We start from the raw sequence: 17,065 nt of genomic DNA, 5'->3' as shown, positions 1-17,065 counted from the left end.
GCCGATGCTAGGGGCCGGACATCAATGATTCAACACTACTTTTGATAAGGTAGCCGCCGGTCGGCGCGCTAGTTATTCGTACGGAGTGCGATTTTACGCTGGAGAACTACCATGGTAGCCACGCCGCCAATCAGCGAGGCCATCATGAAAAACCTGAAATATCACGGCTTGTGGGCAGGCCTGTTGCTGCTGGACATCGCCGCGCTGTACGGGCTGTCGCTGCTGATGGCGCAGCCTTTTTCCCGCCCGCAGCACGCCAGTCATTTCGCGCTGGGCCTGCTGACCACCGCGCTGGCGGCCGCGCCGATGATCCGCTTCCTGGTCATAGGCTGGGGCGCCCGCTACGAGGAATTCCGCAACCGGCTCAACAACGGCGCGCTGATCTATTATCTGCGCCAGTTCTGGCAGCCGCGCACCGACAAACACCCGCAACTGAACGCCTGGCCGCTGCCGGAAAACGAGGAAGTGGAGGCCGCCGCCGAGCAATTGTTCGAGCAGATCTACCGCGAGCACTACGGCCGCGCCGCCTTTCTCACGCCCATGATGCTGATGCTGATCGCCACCCTGTGCATGAGCGTGCTTTATCTGCTCGCCGTCAACGGGCAGCTGGCCCTGCCCTTCGGCACCCAGATCGTCTGCGCCGCCATCGCCGGCGCCTATCTGTTCGTGGTCAGCGATATGGTGCTGAGCGTGCGCAAGCGCAGCCTCAATGTGGCGGACGTGTACTGGTACGCGCTGCGCATGATGCTGGCCATTCCCATCGGCGCGGCCGTCAGCGCCGCCGGCGACTCCGAAACCGTCTCCGCCGCGCAGACCGTGGCCGCCTTCGCCGTCGGTGCCTTTCCGATGGACTCCCTGTTCAAGCTGCTGCGCCGGCTGGTGGCGCTGAACCTGAACGCCAAGGAACAGCCGCAGGAAAACGACCAACTGATCCAGCTAGAAGGCGTGACCGCCAATATTTCCGCCGCGCTGGCGGCCGAGGGCGTCAACTCGATAGAACAATTGGTGTGCATAGATCCGGTGCTGCTCTCCATCCGCACCGGCTTTCCGTTCAAGTTCGTGTTGCGGCTGGGCTCCCAGGCCATCGTCTGGCGGCACTTCGGCCAACACGCCGTCGCCCTGTCCGCCATGGGGCTGGCGGACGCGCCCGCCATCGTCACCCTCAACGAGATGCTGAAAAAAGAAACGGGCTCGGCGCTGCGCCAGCAGGCGGACAATGTGGTCGCCGACATCGTCGCCCGCTTGCAGGCCAAGGACGGCGCCGCGCTCTCTGCCGACACCGTCAAATTCAACTTCCGCCAGGTGGGCAAGGAAAACTACACCCGCTTTCTGATGGCGGCGCAAAAACAGGGCGGCTACGCCCGGCCGCCCTTGCGGCCGGTGCACGGTTTCCCGCACGCGGCCTGAGAACCCCTTGACGGTCAAGCGCGTCTCAGGCCTGGGCCTCCAGCACGCACTTGGCGATCTGCGCGTCCTGCACCGCCAGCCCGGTCAGGTCCGCCAGCGTGATCTCGTCCTCGCTTTGCCGGCCCGCCTGCTCGCCGGCCAGCACCCGCCCCAGCTCCGTCAAGCGTTCGCGCTCCAGCAGGCCGGCGGCCAGCGCGTGCGACACCTCGCCGTAAGCCGCGCACTGCGCGACGGAGTCCACCACGATGCGGTCCGCGGCGGCCACCCATTCCGGCTCCAGTTCCTGCTTGCCGGCGGCGTCCGCGCCCACCGCGGTGACATGGCTGCCGGGCCGCAGCCAGCCGGCCCGCAGAATGGGCCGGGCGGACGGCGTGCAGGTGACGATCAGCCGGCAGGCGCGCGCCAGCGGCTCCGCGTCCAGCGTGGTCCGCACACGGTAGCCCTCGGCTTCGAACTCGGCGGCGAAAGCCGCCAGCTCGGTCTCCGAACGCCCCCACACCCACGTCTCCCGGCACGGCGTCACCGCCTGCAAGGCGCGCAATTGCAAGCGCGCCTGCAAGCCGGTGCCGACAATGCCTATCGCCTCCACCCGGCGCGGGGCCAAGACCCGCGCCGCCAGCCTGCCGGCCAGCGCGGTGCGCCAGGCGGTGAGCCAGCCCTCGTCCCGCAGCAGCGCCAACGGCGCGCCGGTGCGGGAGCAGAAGCAGAGCACCAGGCCCTGATTGCTGGGCAGGCCGCGCTTGGGATTGTCGTAGAAACCGGACGACACCTTGACCGCGAACAGGCTCTCGCCCTCCACATAGCCGGATTTCACGCAGCAATCGCCGTTGGCCGCGGCAAAGGCGAAATGCTGCACCGGCGGCAGTTGCGCGCGGCCGGCGGAATAGGCGATGAAACCCTGGCGCAGCAGCGCCTCCGCCCGCTCCAGATCCAGCCGCGCCAGGATTTCATCCTTGTTGAAGGTTTTCATGACACCGCCTTCAAAAACTTATCCAGCACGATGTTGCGGCCGCACAGCACCACCGCCACCTTTTTGCCCTGGTAGCGCGGCGCCTGCCGCAACAGGCCGGCCAGCGCCACGCCCGCCGCGCCCTCCGTCATCCAGCGCTCGCTTTGGGCCAGCAAGCGCAGCGCCGCGCGGATCTCCGCCTCGCTGACCAGCGCGCAATGGCGGATCAAGGCCTGGCACAGTTCGAAAGTCACCGCGCCCGGCTCCACCCCGCCGGCGGTGCCGTCGGACAGAGTGTCGCCCTCGTCTACCTCGACGATGCGGCCGGCTTGCAGGCTGGCGTGCATGGTGGCCGCCGCCTCCGGCCAGCAGCCCACCAGTTCCGCGCCGGGCGCCAGGCGCCGCAAGGCCGCGCCGATGCCGGAAATCAGGCCGCCGCCGCCCACGGAGACAAAGACCGCGTCCAGCTCCGGGCACTGCTCGGCCAGCTCCATGCCCACCGTGCCCTGGCCGGCCACCACGTCCAGATCGTTGTACGGCGACACAAAGGGCAGACCCGCCCGCCGCGCCGCCTCGCCGGCGCTCAGTTCCGCCTCCAGCGCGCCGCCGTCCACCAGCTTGAGCTCCGCCCCCAGCGCGCGGATGGCGTCCAGCTTCACCGCGGCGGCGGACGCCGGCGCGTACACCGTCACCGGCACTTGCAACAGCCCGCCGGCCAAGGCCACCGCCTGGCCGTGGTTGCCGGTGGACGCGGCGATCACCCCTTCCCGCCGCGCCGCCGGGTCCAACAGCCGCAGCTTGTTGCTGGCGCCGCGGAATTTGAAGGAGCCGGTGCGCTGCAGATGCTCGCACTTCAGATACACCTCGCAGCCGGTCAGGGCGGACAAGGCCGGGCTGTGCTCCAGCGGCGTGACCCGCGCCTGCGGGCGGATGGCCTGGTGGGCGGCAGCGATGGCGTCGAACAGGGAATCCAGTGTCATGCTTGCTCCTTCAGCTCTTTCAAATGCTTGAAAACCGTGGCGCGGCCCATGCCCAGCACATTGGCCACGTAGTTGGCGGCGTTCTTGCCGCGAAACGCGCCCTCGTGCAGCAGCGCCTCCACCAGCTCGCGCTTGTGCTCGCGGTTGAGAATGGACAGGCTGAGCTGGCGCTGTTGCAGCCAGCCGTGGATGAAACGGTTGATGCGCTCCTGCCAGTCGTCCTCGAACAACAAGGCCGGCTGCGCCACCAGCTTGCTGCCGGACAGGAACAGGTCCAGCGCCGCCCGCGCGCCCTCGAACACCGAGATGTCCAGGTTCACGCACATCATGCCGAGCGCGGCTCCGGCGTCGTCGCGCAGCACCACGCTGATGGAACGCAGCTTGCGGCCGTCCCAGTTCAGTTTTTCGTAAGGACCGATCACCGTCGCGTCCGGCGTGTTTTCCAGTTCGTCCAGGCCGGAATCGTCGCCCAGCTCGCGCTTGGAGAAATTGTTGGCGATATAGGCCACGGACTGGGTGGCCAGGTCGTGCAGCACCACTTCGGCATAGGGATAGAACAAGGTGGCGATGGCGTCGGCGATGGAGTGGTAACGGGACAGCATGGCGGCACTCGTGTTGGATCAATGAATCCAGGTTAGACTTTGAAATCCAAAATGTAAACAAAAAAATCCAGATTGGACTAAAAAATACAAGCATGAGAAAAATAAAAGCCGGCTCAGCCGGCTTCGAGATCTGGCGCAGGCGGCCAAACCGCCCGCCCAAGCGCGATCAGCGTCCCAGTTGCAAACGCGGCGCGCCAAACGGCACCGGCTCGCCGTTGGGATAGGCGTGCGGCCACACCAAGGGCGGCGTGCTCCAGGCGAAATCCTGGCCCTCGAACTCGATGAAATAAGCCTGCCAGCCCGGCAGCGAGGCGTCCGGCTTGAACTCGAAGCGGCAGTTGCCGCGGCGGCACTGGCCTTCAATCGCCTTGGGCTGATAACGGATGCCGGAATTGAAGCGGAAATCCCGGCTCGCGGGGTTATGCGCCAGCCACAGCGTCGCCTTGCCCGCCTCGCGCTCCGCCACGCTGACGCGCAGCCGGCCGCTGGCCGGGTCCGCGTCCACCTGCGCCCGCGGCATCGGCTTGCCGGCCAGCCAGCGGCGCATGAACTGCCGCAAGGCCTTGCCGATCTGATCGCCCTTCACATAGTGCGACTGATTGGGCAGATAGCGCAGCTGGGTGGGGCCGGCGAAGTCCGGCAGATAGCTCCAGGCGGAGTCCGGCACCGCGAAGTCGTCGCCGGAAGCGGAAATCATATACTTGCTCAAACGCGCCATCCCGGCGCGGTAATTGACCACGTCCTCGAAGCGCAACAAGGCGTCCAGACCCGGCCCTCCCTGCAGCACATCCTCGGTGATGCCGTTGCGCTGATAATCGCGCAGCGCCGCCGGCCACTGCTGGCCGTAGCTGTTGTAGACATGGGTGAAGTTGACGCGCACGTTCCAGAAATCCGCCACCACCGGCACGATGGCGCTCACCCGCTTATCGTTCAAACCGGCCAGCCAAGCGGCCCAGCCGCGCTTGGACGCGCCGGCCACCACGAAACGCTCGCTGCCCGGCAGGCTGCGCTGCAAGGCGTCCATCGTCGCGCTCACCGCCTGCGTCATCGGCAGATGCAGGGAGCTGAAACGCTCCGCCTGCGGCTGATCCACCGTTTTGCGCCAGGTATAGGCCACCAGCGCGTCCTCGCGGCCGACCGGCTGCTCGTCCAATTGCAAATCCTGGTTCGGCACGAAATACAGCTCGGCCACCGGCACGCCCAGATCGCGCGCCAGCGTTTCCGCCGGCAAGCGGTCCGGCAGCTTGGGCGGCTGCGCGTGATTGCTGCCGCCGTTGACGTACAGCAGCACCGGCACGCCCGGCTTGCGCGTCAAGGGCAGGACCAGCTTGTACTGCTGCTCCCACAGCGGCGCATTGCTCCCAATGCCGCTGCCGGCTCCCGGCCATTGCTGCGACACCATCCGGTACATGCGCACCTCCACCCCGTCCTCCACCACCGAGCTGAGCAGCTCGGCCGGCTGCTGACTGGCCTTGGCCTGTTGCAGATAGTCGGCGACCACGGTGGAGGCGGGATGAACCGGCAAGGACTTGGCCGGCGCGACGGCGGGCCATGACAAGCACAACGCGGCGCAGGCGCGCAGCGCGAGGGGGAGAGAAATGTTCATCGGCGGAATGTATTAATTGTTAGAGAGTAGGTGCTAGATTTTGCAGGGATTAGGGTAAACACTCAAGCGCCACTCCACACGCCCGCGCCAAGCGTCCTCTACGGCCATGTTTCCATAACAGCCGCCGCTGCGGCAGGGCTTGGCCTGCCCCCATCATGACGACGCCCATCGATGACGAGGGTGAGGCCAAACCCCTCAAACGCATGGATAGTCCGCTCCTGCCGCCCTCCCCGCTGTGCTCTATAAAGAAGCCATATCCTTGAGCCTGGCCGCGCGGCCGGGCCTGGCCGGCGGCTTGCCGGCGCATTCATTCGACAGGCGGGGGAGCTCCATGCGGCGGCGCGCGTTTTTACTGGCATCTCTGGGCCTGCTGGCCTGGCCCCGGCTGGCGGCGGCCGCGACGAAGCCCGCGGTGACCCTGGTGCTCAAATCGCTGAGAAACCCTTTCTTCAGCGTGATGACGGCCGGCGCGCGCAGGCACCACGCGCAGCACAGCGGCGACTATCAGCTGACGATAGACGGGGTGCAGGGGGAGACCGACCTGGCCGGGCAGATCAAGATCGTTGAGGCCTGCATCGCCCGCCGCGAGCAGATCCTGCTGATCACGCCGGCGGACTCCCGCGCCATCATCCCGGCGCTGATCAAGGCGGTGCAAAGCGGCCTGTTGGTGATCAATCTGGACAACAAGCTGGACGACCGGGCGCTGGCCAGCCACGGCGTCAACATTCCCTTTGTCGGCCCCAGCAATTTCAGCGGCGCGCGCGCGGTGGGTGACTATGTGCTGCGGGCCTTGAAGCCGCGCAGCAAGGCGGCCATCATCGAGGGCCTGCCCGGCTCCATCAACGCCAAGGCGCGCAGCGACGGTTACCGGGAGGCGATAGCCAGCGCCAATATGACGCTGGCCGCCCTCGCCTGGGGCGATTGGGAGCGGGACGCCGGGCGGGCGGCGGCGCTGAAGCTGATGAAACAGACGCCGGACCTGGCCGCGCTCTTGTGCGGCAACGACAATATGGCGATTGGCGCGGCGCAGGCGGTGACGGAATTGAAGCGGGACGGCAAGGTCTTGATCGGCGGCTACGACAATATCCCGGAGATGGCCGCGCTGCTGGCGTCCAAGCGCATTTACGCCACCGCGGACCAGCACCCGGCCTTGCAGGCGGAGTACGCCATCCGCCTGGGGCTGGAATCCTTCAATAAACGGCTGACGCAAAGCGAGATGCAGAGCATTGTGCGCACGCCGGTGGATCTGGTGAAGTCTTGAGCCCGCCGCCCGCGTTCAGACGGCTGGCGGCGGCGCTGGCCGGCGCCGCCTGCCTGGCCCAGGCCCAGCCGCTGCTGACCGTGGTGGCGGACGCGCATCCGCCCTATCTGACGCCGGCCCGAGACGGCCTCGGCGGCCCCTACGCCGACGCTTTCCGCTACCTGACGGCCAAGGCCGGGCTGGAGGTGGCGCTGAAAGGCGTGCCGGCCAAGCGCGCGTATTTCCTGGCCGCCGCGGAGAAGAACACCTGCGCGCTGGATGTGAACTTCGACCAGGGCAAGGCGGAAACCGTCAGCTATGTGGCCGCCATCTCGCCGGTGGTCTTGCAGGCCTACGTGGCCCGCGGCAACGCGGCGCCGTTCAAGAATCTGCGCGATATGCAGGGCATGACCCTGGGCACGGTGGACATTGCGGAAGCGCGCGATCTGCTCAGTTCCGCCCAGCTGAGCTACATCCCCATCGCCAAACCGGCGCTGGGTTTCAAAATGCTGGCGGCCAAGCGGCTGGAGGTCTTCGTCAGCGACACCCCGCCCGCGCCGGAGGACGGCCCGCCGCCGCGCAAGGCGCTGGCGCTGACGCCGGCCGAGCGCTGGCTGATCTGCCATCCGGACACGCCGCCGGCGATTCTGGCCAAGCTCAGGCAGGCTTTGCGCGCAGGCTTGTTCGCCAAGGAAACGGCCTTCATCTGGGACAAATACCGGCTGCACGGCTTGTTCCTGGAAACCCAGGCCGTCTGGGAGCGGAGCCGCCAGTAGGACGCCCTTCCCCGCATGCCGGGCCGAGGCGGAGCCTTGCGGCTGAGACGGCGGCTTGGCGCATGGCCGGCCTCAGCCGCCGCCGCCCCGGAATATCGCCCAAGCACTCCTCTCCCTCACCGCCCCGCGCGGAAGTCGTTCTCAAGGCCGCGCCGCCAACGCCGGAGGCCTCCTCGGCCAGGCTTCGGCGCACGGCGCTCGCCCGCCACCTGTCCCAAAGCGCAGGCATCATTAATGCCTTTTGCATTAATCTTCAACGATAAATCGCGTCATGCCCTGTTGGCGCAATAACTTACAGCCGCCCGCTTTTAAAAAACCTCATCGGGCCTGCGCGCCCGACGTTTTCAGGATTCCCTCATGCCCAATCGCCTCCTCCCAATCTGTTCCGGCGCCGCGCTGACGGCGCTGACCCTATGCCTGTTGTCCGCTGCGCCGGTTCAGGCGGCGGATTGCCGCGTCACCCCGGATGTGAACGCCAGCGTCAAATCCATGGCGGACAACACCGCGATGGAAGGCCATGTCAGCATCCATATCCGCGGCCAGCCCACCCAGGCGGGCAAATCGCAGTTCGACAGCTGGGACCAGTTCAAGGCCGCCTTCACCACCTGGCAGGGTTATCCCGGGCCCAAAGGCCCCAAACCGGCCATATGCGGCACCCGGGCGGCGGAGTCCGATTGCGTGCCGGAGGGCACTCTCTATCCCAAGGGCTGGCCCGGTGCGCTGCCCAGCACTTGCAAGGAGGTGAACGCGGCCGGAGTCTGCACCCTGTCCACCCCGTTTCCCGCAGGGCAGCCCATTTTCCTGTCATTCCGCTACGCCAAGAACAGCAAGGGCAAGTGGATCCTGAATACCGCCTATCCCAGCCTGAACTCGAATTGCTCCTAAGAACCTGTTCACGATCTACTGCGCTGCGGCGATACCGCGTTGAACAGGCTCTAAGCCGCGGGCCTGGCCGCGCTTGGTAAAACTGCCAAGCGCGGCCGCGCTGCGCCGCTCTCGCTTCCGGCTATGCTGGACGCTCGACAAACTCGCGCGAGATGAGCGATGAAAAGCAAGATGGCGGCAGCCGCCGCGATTACGGCGCTGCTGAGCGGCGGCGCAGCCGCGGCCAATTGGCAGTTGGCGTGGCAGGACGAATTCAACGGCGCGGCGCTGGACGGCGCCAAATGGCGGCTGGAATCCGGCCCCGGCCCGTGGGGCCTGCATGAGCTGCAGTACTACACCGCCGGAGACAATGTGGCCGTGCGCGACGGCGCGCTGCATATCGCCGCGCGGCGGCAGGCTTACGGCGGCCGCGACTATACCTCGGCGCGCCTGCGCAGCCAGGCCGCCTGGCGCTACGGCCGGATCGAGGCGCGCATCAAGCTGCCTTACGGCCAGGGCATGTTTCCGGCGTTCTGGATGCTGAACCAGCGCTGGGATCAGCCCGCGCATTACGGCGAGATCGACATCCTGGAAATGGTGGGCAGCGAGGCCGGCGCGGAAAACGCCACCGTCTGGGGCAGCGCGCACCGGCCCAAGCCCGGCGCGCCGGCCGGGACGGTGCAAACGGCGTCGGCCTCCTATGTCACGCCGGATCTGGGCTGGTTCAACGACCGTTTCCACGATTTCGCCGTGGAGTGGTCGCCGGCGGCGATCCGCTACTTCGTCGACGGCCAACTCTATCAGACCGTGACGATGAAAACCGACGGCGGCGACGGCTGGAGCGCCCTGCAAGAACCGGCCTTCATCGTGCTGAATCTGGCGGTGGGCGGGGATTGGGCCGGCGCGCCGGACGCGTCCACGCGCTGGCCGCAGGAGATGGTGGTGGACTATGTGCGGGTGTACCGGGACGCCGCCGAACCCGCCGCGCGCCGTCGGGCGCCGGCGTCGGCCGCCTCGCCGCTGCGTTGAGCCGTCATCCCGCTGTCACGGGCGGCGGATATATTGGCCGGAGGGTCCAGGAACAAGTCCTCCCCTCCTTTGTATCTATCGATGTCCTCTTGCCGCCCCCAGGGGCGGCTTTTTGTCGCGCCCGGCGATAGGCCCACATAAAAAAACCCGCCGGATTCGGCGGGTTTTCCGTGGCGGCAAAGCGGCGCGCTCAGCTCATATCGCTGCGGCGGTACAGGCTGAGGCCGATGGCCAGCACCGCCAGCATGCCGGCGCAGCTGCGGTTGATCCAACCCATCACGCGGGCGGAGAAGGTGCGCATCGCGTGGCGGCCGCCGTAGGCATAGATGAACATCATCACGCAGTCCACGCTGGCGGTGACCACGGCCAGAATCATGTATTGCGGCACCGCCGGCTGGTCCTGGCGGATGAACTGCGGCAGGAAGGCGGTGAAGAACAGCAGGCCCTTGGGATTGGACAGGCCCACCACCAGGGAACGCAAAAACGTGCCGCGGCCGCTGGCCTCGCCGCTCTGGGCGCTGGCGGCCAGCGCCTGGGTGGGCGCGCGCCACATCATCCAGGCCAGGTAGACCAGATAGGCGGCGCCGCCCCATTTGACGATGGAAAACAGTTGTTCCGACGCTTGCAGCAAAGCGCCCAGGCCGCAGCCCACGGCGGCGATCAGCAGCAGATCGGACAGCACCGCGCCGGCAAAGCCGTAGCTGGCGATGCGCATGCCGTGGCTGGCGCCGTTGTTGAGCGCCAGCAGCATGGACGGACCGGGGGTGATCATCACGGCGCTGACGGCGACGATGTACAGCAATAAGGTGGCGAAACTCATTCAAAACTCCAGGACGGCTATCATCTATGACTTGGCGCGGCCACCCGGAAACAGTCGACGACGACGGCGCGCGAAACGCGGCGTCTTGGCATGAAGCAGGGAACTGGGTAATGCGGACAGGGGCGGCAAACAACGCAGAGCCGGCATCATAATATAAAAGCCGGCGCGGCTGTAGTGGCATATTGGCTTATGCTTATGCGCTTAAAGAAGAAGCGCTCCCTCTTTACCTGCCCGCCACGCGCCTCCGGACGCCCGGGAACGCGCGTATCCGGCACGCCCCCGACCTCTTCAGGCTCGTCGCCGGAGGCGCGCCTCGCTCAGCCCTCGCGCCGCTTTTCGTACAACAGGTCCCCGCCCTCGGCCGGGCCGGCCTGCCGCCAGCCCTGACGCTGATAAAAGCCGTTGGCGCGGATGGCCGCGTCGCCGTCGGTCGTCAGCCGGATCACCGGATGGCGTTGAAACAGCGCGGCCTCGGCCTGGCTCAGCAGTTGCCGGCCCAGGCCCAGGCCCTCGAACGCCGGCTTGATGAACAAGGCGAACACTTCGCCGGCGTCCAGGTCCGCCATGGCGAATCCGGCCGGCTGGCCGTCCTGCTCCGCGATCCAGGCGCAGGGCGCGGCGGCGATGGTTTCGGCGATGGTCTCGGGCGTGATGCCCAGGTCGGCCAGTTGCTCGATGGAAAGGTGGTTTTGCCGGACGCTGGTGCGGATGTCGAACAGCGCGGCGATGTCGGCGCGGACGGCCGGACGGATGGTGGAACTCATATGCTTCCTTGCGGGCCGCCTCCTCCCCGGATCGGCAGGCGGCTCTAAATTAAAGAACATAACCGGGCCGGGTGGGACCACCCGCCGGCGGCATAGTTCACCTACCGCGGCCCCGCGCCGGGAACCAGCGTCCGGTCAGCCGCTCCATATTGCTATTCCGTCCGCAAGCGCGGGCGGCCCTCTGCCAAGGAACCGTGTCGATGCGATTGATTGCGCTGCTGTTGTTTGCCCTGCTGGCCTACTGGCTGATCCGCCGGGCGCTGAGCCCGACGCGGCCGGACGCCCCGCCGTCCGGCGCCGTCTCCGAGACCGAGCGCGCCTGCCAGGTGCTGCAAATCGCCTGGCCCTGCTCCGCGGAAGAACTGAAAGCCGCTTACCGGGCGCGGATGGCGGAATACCATCCGGACAAGGTCAGCGCTCTGGGCCTGGAGCTGCGCGAACTGGCGGAACGCAAGAGCAAGGACATCAACGCCGCCTATCAGCGGCTGCTGCCGCTATGCGCCGACCGGCGCTAAGAACCTGTTTACGATCTCGCGAGCTAAAGCGAGACAAGGCGAAAACGGCTGAGAAAGCGGAATGTACAAATGGTACATGAGCATTTCGAAGGTGTGCTCACCGTGCGGCGTCACACGACGCGCAGCAGATCGTAAACAGGTTCTAAGCGCGCCCCGCCAACGCCGGCCCCGGCCCGTCGGTTGACCCCGCAACAAAATCTTCATCAAACCCTCTCCTGGCCGAAACATGCGCCCACTATGCTGTGCCGGTTTTTTTCATGCCCGGAACATAACATCATGCGCATCCTCAGCCTGACCCTGGCCGTGACGGCCGCCATCGGCCTGGCCGCCTGCGGCAGCAGCGGCGGCACCGCCAGCGGCTCCGCCAACAACAACCAGGGCCTCCGTCCCGCCGCCAAGAACGTGATCTTCTTCCTGGGCGACGGCATGGGCATCAACACCACCACCGCCGCCCGCATTTACTCCGTGGGCGAAGACGGCGAGCTGACCATGGACACGCTGCCGGAGAGCGGCTTTGTCAAAACCTTCTCCAACGACGCCCAAGTCACCGACAGCGCGCCGTCCATGTCCGCCTACATGACCGGCGTGAAGATGAACAACGAAGTCATCTCCATGTCCACCGACACCCAGGCCAAATCCCCCACCGCGGACTTCACCTCCAACTGCGGCAGCGGCAACGGCCAGCCGGTCAGCACCCTGCTGGAGCTGGCCAAGGCCGGCGGCAAGGCCACCGGCGTGGTCACCACCACCCGTGTCACCCACGCCACCCCGGCGGCCACTTACTCCCACGTTTGCCACCGCGACGCCGAATCCGACATCGCCGCCCAATTGGTGCCGGGCGGCGCGCTCTTCAACGCCAAGCTGCAAGACGGCGTGGACGTGGTCTTCGGCGGCGGCCGCCAGTTCTTCCTGCCCAAGGCCGCCGGCGGCAAGCGCGCCGACGGCCGCGATCTGGTGGCGGAGCTCAAAGCCAAGGGCTACGGCTACGCCGCGGACAAAACCGGCTTCAACGCGCTGGACCCGGCCAAGACCACCCGCGCCGTGGGCCTGTTCACCAGCAGCCACATGAGCTACGACCTGGACCGCGACGCCTCCAAGGAACCCAGCCTGGCCGAGATGACCGCCAAGGCCATCTCCATGCTGGCGGACCGCAAGGACAAGCAAGGCTTCTTCCTGATGGTGGAAGGCGGCCGCATCGACCACGCGCTGCATGAAACCACCGCCAAGAAAGCGCTGCAGGACACCGTGGCCTTCGATCAGGCGATCAAGACCGCCATCGACGCGATGAAACAGCGCGATCCGGACCTGAAAAACACCCTGATCGTGGTGACCGCGGACCACGACCACACCCTGGTGCTCAACGGCTACGCCCAGCGCACCGGCAAGACCACGGCCGGCAACCCCGGCGTGCTGGGCCTGGTGAAGAACTACAGCAACGGCAGCCTGGCCACCGACGCCGACGGCATGCCCTATTCCATCATCGGCTTCGGCAACGGCGAAAACCGCGTCAACGGCAACCGCAACGCCGCCGCCGCGCTGACCGACGCCGTGGTGTCCGCCAACGACTACCACCAGGAAGCGGCGGTGCGCATGCCGGCCGGCGGCGAAACCCACGGCGGCACCGATGTCTACATCGGCGCCATCGGCCAGGGTTCGGACGCCTTCCACGGCTTCCTGGAAAACATCGACGTGTTTGGCCTGGTGAAGAAAGCGGCCGCGCTCTGAGAACCTGTTTACGATCTCGCGAGCAAGGGCGAGACAAGGCGAAAATGGCTGAAAAAGCGGAGTGTACACACGGTACACGAGCATTTTGAAGACATTTTCAACACCGTATCGCTGACGCGCAGCAGGCCGTAAACAGGTTCTGAGCCACCGCCCCCAAACGCTACATAAACCCATACAAGAGAACCGCAATGAAACCGATGATGAAACCGCTGCTCAGCGTCGCCGCGCTGGCCGCCGCCCTGCACGCGCTGCCGGCCCAGGCCGCGGGCGAAGCCAAGAACGTGATCTTCTTCCTGGGCGACGGCATGGGCCCCACCACCGTCACCGCCTCGCGCATCTACAAATACGGCGAAGCCGGCAAGCTGAACATGGAACAGCTGTCCCGCACCGCCCGCGTCAAGACCTTCTCCAACGACGCGCAAACCACCGACAGCGCGCCGTCCATGTCCGCCTATATGACCGGCGTGAAGATGAACAACGAAGTCATCTCCATGTCCGCCGACACCCGCGCCATCGACCCCAATAGCAACGGCACCGGCAACTGCGGCAGCGGCAACGGCCAGCCGGCGACCACCCTGCTGGAACTGGCCAAGGCCAAGGGCAAGGCCATCGGCGCGGTGACCACCACCCGCGTCACCCACGCCACCCCGGCCGCCACTTACTCCCACGTCTGCCACCGCGACGCCGAATCCGACATCGCCGCCCAGGCGGCGCCGGGCGGCGCCGGCTACAACGCCAAGCTGGGCGCCGGCCTGGACGTACTGATGGGCGGCGGCAGCAAATTCTTCCTGCCCACCGCCTCCGGCGGCAAGCGCCCGGACGGCCGCAATCTGCTGACCGAAATGCAGGCCAAGGGCTACACCCTGGTGAGCAGCGGCAGCGAGCTGGCCGCCTTCAACCCGCAGTCCGGCAACAAACTGCTGGGCATCTTCAACAAGGACCACATGGACTACGAGCTGGACCGGGTGAAGAACAGCCTGAACCAGCCCAGCCTGGCCGACATGACCGCCAAGGCCATCGACACCCTGGCCCGCAACGGCAACGGCTATGTGCTGATGGTGGAAGGCGGCCGCATCGACCACGCGCTGCACGGCACCAACGCCAAGCGCGCGCTGGAAGACACCATCGCCTTCGACAACGCCATCAAGACCGCGCTGGCCAAGGTGGACCTGAACAACACCCTGATCGTGGTCACCGCGGACCATGACCACACCATGACCATCAACGGCTACGCCAAGCGCGGCAACCCCATCCACGACATCGTGCGCGGCTACGCCGACGGCAAGGAGTCCAAGGACGCGGACGGCGCCACTTACACCGCGCTGGTGTTCGGCAACGGCCCCAACCGCAAGGCCAGCCGCGTGTCGGTGGACTCCGCCACCGCGATGGGCGACGACTACCAGCAGGAAACCGGCATCCGTCTGTCCAGCGAAACCCACGGCGGCGGCGACGTGATGCTGATGTCCGGCGGCGCCGGCTCCAAGGGCTTCAAGGGCGTGATGGACAACACCAAGGTGTTTGGCCTGGTGAAAAGCGCGCTGGGACTCTAAGAACCTGTTTACGATCTGCTGCGCGTCGTGAAGCGTTGCACGGTGAGTACCAGCTCAAAATGCTCATGTACCACATGTACATTCCGCTTTTTCGCTCGTTTTCGCCTTGTCTCGCTCTAGCTCGCGAAATCGTAAACAGGCTCTAAACCCCCGCGCCGGCGCCGCTCCAGGCCCGGCGCGGCCGTCCCGGATGCACCCCATTCGGCTTGCCCACGGGCAAGCCTACTTTTACGCATGAAGAAAGACCGCGATGAAAATCCTGCTGCCGCTGGCCCTGCTGGCCCTGTCCCCGGCGCTGCGCGCCGCCGCGCCGGATCTGGTGGCCACCATCCGCTACGAAACCGTCACCATCGGCAAGGACGGCGTGGAAAAAACCATACGCTATCGGGAAAAACTGACCCGCCAGGGCAAGCACGTCTGGCGCGAACGGCTGAACGCCCCCGCCGACGACCACGATCACGACGACGGCCACGGCCATGAGGACGGTCACGACCACATCGACTACGCCGCCGCCAGCCGCCACGTCTGGCTGGACGCCAAAGGCCAGCCGCGGCTGGAGTTCGCCCTGCCGCAACAGCGGCTGCTGGTGCAAGTGGGGCAGCGCGAATGGAGCGACGTGGGCTTCGACGGCTCCTGGATCCTGGCCAGCCAGCTGGTGGACATTGAAAAACTGAAAGGCTTCACCGTCAGCCCCGGCGCGGACGGCAGCCGCTGGTATCGCAAAACCGCCAAGGGCCACAGCAAGCAATTGCAATGGAGCGCGCGCTGGGCGATGCCGCTGCGGGTGGAATCGCGTTCGCAGGACGGCCGCCATCGCGAAAGCATGCGCGTGGAGATCCGCCCGCTGGCCGCCGGCCAGCCGCTGCCCTGGGCGCAAACCGGGCGGCTGCGCGGCAAGGACTATATGGACACGCTGGACTGAGCCCTTGCCCGCGCCGTCCTTCCGGGCCAGACATCCTGGCCTTGGAGTCCGTTCGCGGTCCGCTGCGCGCGGCGCAGCGCGCCATGCGAGCAAGCCGCTTTCCTAAGCAGCCTCGCCCTAGCTCACGGGAGCGTGAACGCGCTCCAGCAGCTGGCAGGGCCAGCCGTCCACATCGAATGCGGCGATGCGCTCATAACCGCAGGACTCGTAAAAACGCGCCAAGGCCCCCGTGCCCCCGCCATAGCAATCCACGCGCAAGCGCTTGACGCCGGCCAGCCTCGCCTGTTCATCCGCGAAAGCCATCAAACGCCGGCCGACGCCCCGCGCGCCGGAGCGGCGGGAGGCGACCAGCAAGCGCACGTAGATTTCAGGCTCCGTCGCGGCCGGCGCATAGGGCATGGCCTCCCCCAGCACCAGGACGGCCAACACGGCGCCGCCTTCCTCCTCCGCCACCCACGCTCCCGGCAGCGAGCACGCCTCGACCACCCGCTCCACTTGTCGCGGCTGGCTTGACCACGGCTCGCTTCCCCATTGCTCCGCGTTGCCCATGGCGACGAACCAGGCGATGATTTCATCGAAAATTTTCAATACCGCGGGCGCGTCGGCCGCGCTCGCGCGGCGGATGATCAGCCCCTTCCACTCCACATTCGCCATCTGGCCGTCCTTCACTGAATGCTCGTCAAGCGGGAGGCGGCTTCTCCGCCTCAAGTCCCATTTTTCAACGCCTGCTCAAAGCCTCGCGCACAAGGGCGAGACAAGGCGAAAACAAGCGAAAAAGTGAAATGTACACATGGTACATGAGCATTTTGAGCTTGGTTTCAACGCCCATTTCTATCCATCCCGCCGACGCGCAGCAGATCGTAAACAGGCTCTGAGAACGTGTTTACGATCTCGCGAGCTAAGGCGAGACAAGGCGAAAACGAGCGAAAAAGCGGAATGTACTCGTGGTACATGAGCATTTTGAGCTCGGTTTCAACGCCGTATCGCTGAAGCGCAGCAGATCATAAACAGGTTCTAAGGCAACACCCCCAGCAGGGACCACAGCCGCCGCGCCTCGGCGTCGCTGTCTATCAGCTCCGCCAGCAGCTCCCGCAAAGGCTTCTCCCCCCACTCCACCGCGCGGTAGATCAGATAGGGCACCGGGCTGTGCGGCTCGGTGCGCGCCAGATAATCGGCGATGCCGCGCAGCTGGCGGTAAGCGTCCTCCCGCCCCTGCGGCTCGCGCTGGGCGAAAACGGGCGCGGACGCCGGCGGCGGCGCGCCGTGGCCGGCTTCGGCCAGGGCCGGCGGCGCGGCGGCCTCGGCCTGGTCGACGG

General features: G+C 66.4%; 16 protein-coding genes and 1 pseudogene. 9 read left to right on the top strand and 8 right to left on the bottom strand.

The features are described 5' to 3' along the window. Nucleotides 1–144 precede the first annotated feature (144 nt). Nucleotides 145–1,407 (top strand): hypothetical protein, encoded by a 1,263-nt coding sequence (locus NK214_RS21675; protein WP_253315488.1) that lies wholly within the window; start codon nt 145–147, stop codon nt 1,405–1,407. A gap of 25 nt (nt 1,408–1,432) precedes the next feature. Here the strand turns inward: NK214_RS21675 and NK214_RS21670 are convergent, their stop codons facing one another. The 4 genes from NK214_RS21670 to NK214_RS21655 form a co-directional block, all read right to left on the bottom strand. After that, a complete protein-coding gene (locus NK214_RS21670) occupies nt 1,433–2,377 on the bottom strand; it encodes an ornithine cyclodeaminase family protein (protein ID WP_253315487.1) in 945 nt (314 codons plus the stop codon). Beyond that, entirely contained in the window at nt 2,374–3,336 is a 963-nt protein-coding gene (locus tag NK214_RS21665; RefSeq protein WP_233246696.1) for a threonine/serine dehydratase, read from the bottom strand. Before NK214_RS21665 ends, NK214_RS21670 begins: the two co-directional genes overlap by 4 nt. After that, nucleotides 3,333–3,938: a transcriptional regulator gene (locus NK214_RS21660; RefSeq protein WP_253315486.1), complete on the bottom strand. Its 606-nt coding sequence runs from the start codon at nt 3,936–3,938 to the stop codon at nt 3,333–3,335. The genes NK214_RS21665 and NK214_RS21660 overlap by 4 nt, the downstream gene beginning before the upstream one ends. 166 nt (nt 3,939–4,104) lie before the next feature. After that, nucleotides 4,105–5,544: a PhoPQ-activated protein PqaA family protein gene (locus tag NK214_RS21655; RefSeq protein WP_253315485.1), complete on the bottom strand. Its 1,440-nt coding sequence runs from the start codon at nt 5,542–5,544 to the stop codon at nt 4,105–4,107. A 259-nt stretch (nt 5,545–5,803) separates the two neighbouring features. Between NK214_RS21655 and NK214_RS21650 the strand changes: the two genes are divergently transcribed. The 4 genes from NK214_RS21650 to NK214_RS21635 all read left to right on the top strand — a co-directional run bounded on the left by NK214_RS21650 (nt 5,804) and on the right by NK214_RS21635 (nt 9,453). Next, entirely contained in the window at nt 5,804–6,805 is a 1,002-nt protein-coding gene (locus NK214_RS21650) for a substrate-binding domain-containing protein (RefSeq protein WP_227104067.1), read from the top strand. Further along, on the top strand, nt 6,802–7,560 hold the full coding sequence (locus NK214_RS21645; RefSeq protein ID WP_253315484.1) for a hypothetical protein: 759 nt from the start codon (nt 6,802–6,804) through the stop codon (nt 7,558–7,560). The genes NK214_RS21650 and NK214_RS21645 overlap by 4 nt, the downstream gene beginning before the upstream one ends. 357 nt (nt 7,561–7,917) lie before the next feature. Then, entirely contained in the window at nt 7,918–8,445 is a 528-nt protein-coding gene (locus NK214_RS21640) for a hypothetical protein (RefSeq protein ID WP_253315483.1), read from the top strand. Nucleotides 8,446–8,616: 171 nt separating this feature from the next. Then, complete coding sequence (locus tag NK214_RS21635; RefSeq protein ID WP_253315482.1) at nt 8,617–9,453, top strand: family 16 glycosylhydrolase; 837 nt, start codon at nt 8,617–8,619, stop codon at nt 9,451–9,453. Between the two features lie 190 nt (nt 9,454–9,643). Here the strand turns inward: NK214_RS21635 and NK214_RS21630 are convergent, their stop codons facing one another. Together NK214_RS21630 and NK214_RS21625 are read right to left on the bottom strand one after the other, a co-directional pair. Beyond that, nucleotides 9,644–10,273 carry a LysE family translocator gene (locus NK214_RS21630; RefSeq protein WP_107799778.1) on the bottom strand — a complete coding sequence of 210 codons (630 nt, stop codon included), beginning with the start codon at nt 10,271–10,273 and terminating at the stop codon, nt 9,644–9,646. A gap of 317 nt (nt 10,274–10,590) precedes the next feature. Then, nucleotides 10,591–11,037, bottom strand: a complete 447-nt coding sequence (locus NK214_RS21625; RefSeq protein ID WP_253315481.1) for a GNAT family N-acetyltransferase — start codon at nt 11,035–11,037, stop codon at nt 10,591–10,593. A gap of 200 nt (nt 11,038–11,237) precedes the next feature. Between NK214_RS21625 and NK214_RS21620 the strand changes: the two genes are divergently transcribed. From NK214_RS21620 to NK214_RS21605, 4 genes are all read left to right on the top strand, one after another. Beyond that, complete coding sequence (locus NK214_RS21620) at nt 11,238–11,552, top strand: DnaJ domain-containing protein (RefSeq protein ID WP_253315480.1); 315 nt, start codon at nt 11,238–11,240, stop codon at nt 11,550–11,552. A gap of 276 nt (nt 11,553–11,828) precedes the next feature. After that, nucleotides 11,829–13,277, top strand: a complete 1,449-nt coding sequence (locus NK214_RS21615) for an alkaline phosphatase (RefSeq protein ID WP_235087671.1) — start codon at nt 11,829–11,831, stop codon at nt 13,275–13,277. A gap of 188 nt (nt 13,278–13,465) precedes the next feature. Continuing rightward, complete coding sequence (locus NK214_RS21610) at nt 13,466–14,827, top strand: alkaline phosphatase (protein WP_253315479.1); 1,362 nt, start codon at nt 13,466–13,468, stop codon at nt 14,825–14,827. Nucleotides 14,828–15,077: 250 nt separating this feature from the next. After that, complete coding sequence (locus tag NK214_RS21605; protein WP_107799783.1) at nt 15,078–15,749, top strand: hypothetical protein; 672 nt, start codon at nt 15,078–15,080, stop codon at nt 15,747–15,749. 117 nt (nt 15,750–15,866) lie between these two features. Here NK214_RS21605 and NK214_RS21600 read toward each other — a convergent pair whose 3' ends face one another. After that, nucleotides 15,867–16,403 (bottom strand): GNAT family N-acetyltransferase, encoded by a 537-nt coding sequence (locus NK214_RS21600; protein ID WP_253315478.1) that lies wholly within the window; start codon nt 16,401–16,403, stop codon nt 15,867–15,869. Between the two features lie 360 nt (nt 16,404–16,763). Continuing rightward, nucleotides 16,764–17,065 (bottom strand): annotated as a pseudogene (locus tag NK214_RS21595) (type VI secretion system protein TssA); the annotation flags it as partial.

The organism is Chromobacterium sp. S0633 (assembly GCF_024158805.1).
Taxonomy (GTDB): domain Bacteria; phylum Pseudomonadota; class Gammaproteobacteria; order Burkholderiales; family Chromobacteriaceae; genus Chromobacterium.
The sequence above is the reverse complement of the archived record's forward strand: the minus strand, read 5'-3'. Positions and strand labels throughout refer to the sequence as shown.

Coding starts and splice junctions, on each gene's coding strand:
- NK214_RS21605 (WP_107799783.1), top strand. CDS start 15,078: ATGAAAATCCTGCTGCCGCTGGCCCTGCTGGCCCTGTCCCCGGCGCTG.
- NK214_RS21670 (WP_253315487.1), bottom strand. CDS start 2,377: ATGAAAACCTTCAACAAGGATGAAATCCTGGCGCGGCTGGATCTGGAG.
- NK214_RS21615 (WP_235087671.1), top strand. CDS start 11,829: ATGCGCATCCTCAGCCTGACCCTGGCCGTGACGGCCGCCATCGGCCTG.
- NK214_RS21655 (WP_253315485.1), bottom strand. CDS start 5,544: ATGAACATTTCTCTCCCCCTCGCGCTGCGCGCCTGCGCCGCGTTGTGC.
- NK214_RS21610 (WP_253315479.1), top strand. CDS start 13,466: ATGAAACCGATGATGAAACCGCTGCTCAGCGTCGCCGCGCTGGCCGCC.
- NK214_RS21675 (WP_253315488.1), top strand. CDS start 145: ATGAAAAACCTGAAATATCACGGCTTGTGGGCAGGCCTGTTGCTGCTG.
- NK214_RS21630 (WP_107799778.1), bottom strand. CDS start 10,273: ATGAGTTTCGCCACCTTATTGCTGTACATCGTCGCCGTCAGCGCCGTG.
- NK214_RS21635 (WP_253315482.1), top strand. CDS start 8,617: ATGGCGGCAGCCGCCGCGATTACGGCGCTGCTGAGCGGCGGCGCAGCC.
- NK214_RS21625 (WP_253315481.1), bottom strand. CDS start 11,037: ATGAGTTCCACCATCCGTCCGGCCGTCCGCGCCGACATCGCCGCGCTG.
- NK214_RS21640 (WP_253315483.1), top strand. CDS start 7,918: ATGCCCAATCGCCTCCTCCCAATCTGTTCCGGCGCCGCGCTGACGGCG.
- NK214_RS21600 (WP_253315478.1), bottom strand. CDS start 16,403: ATGGCGAATGTGGAGTGGAAGGGGCTGATCATCCGCCGCGCGAGCGCG.
- NK214_RS21620 (WP_253315480.1), top strand. CDS start 11,238: ATGCGATTGATTGCGCTGCTGTTGTTTGCCCTGCTGGCCTACTGGCTG.
- NK214_RS21660 (WP_253315486.1), bottom strand. CDS start 3,938: ATGCTGTCCCGTTACCACTCCATCGCCGACGCCATCGCCACCTTGTTC.
- NK214_RS21665 (WP_233246696.1), bottom strand. CDS start 3,336: ATGACACTGGATTCCCTGTTCGACGCCATCGCTGCCGCCCACCAGGCC.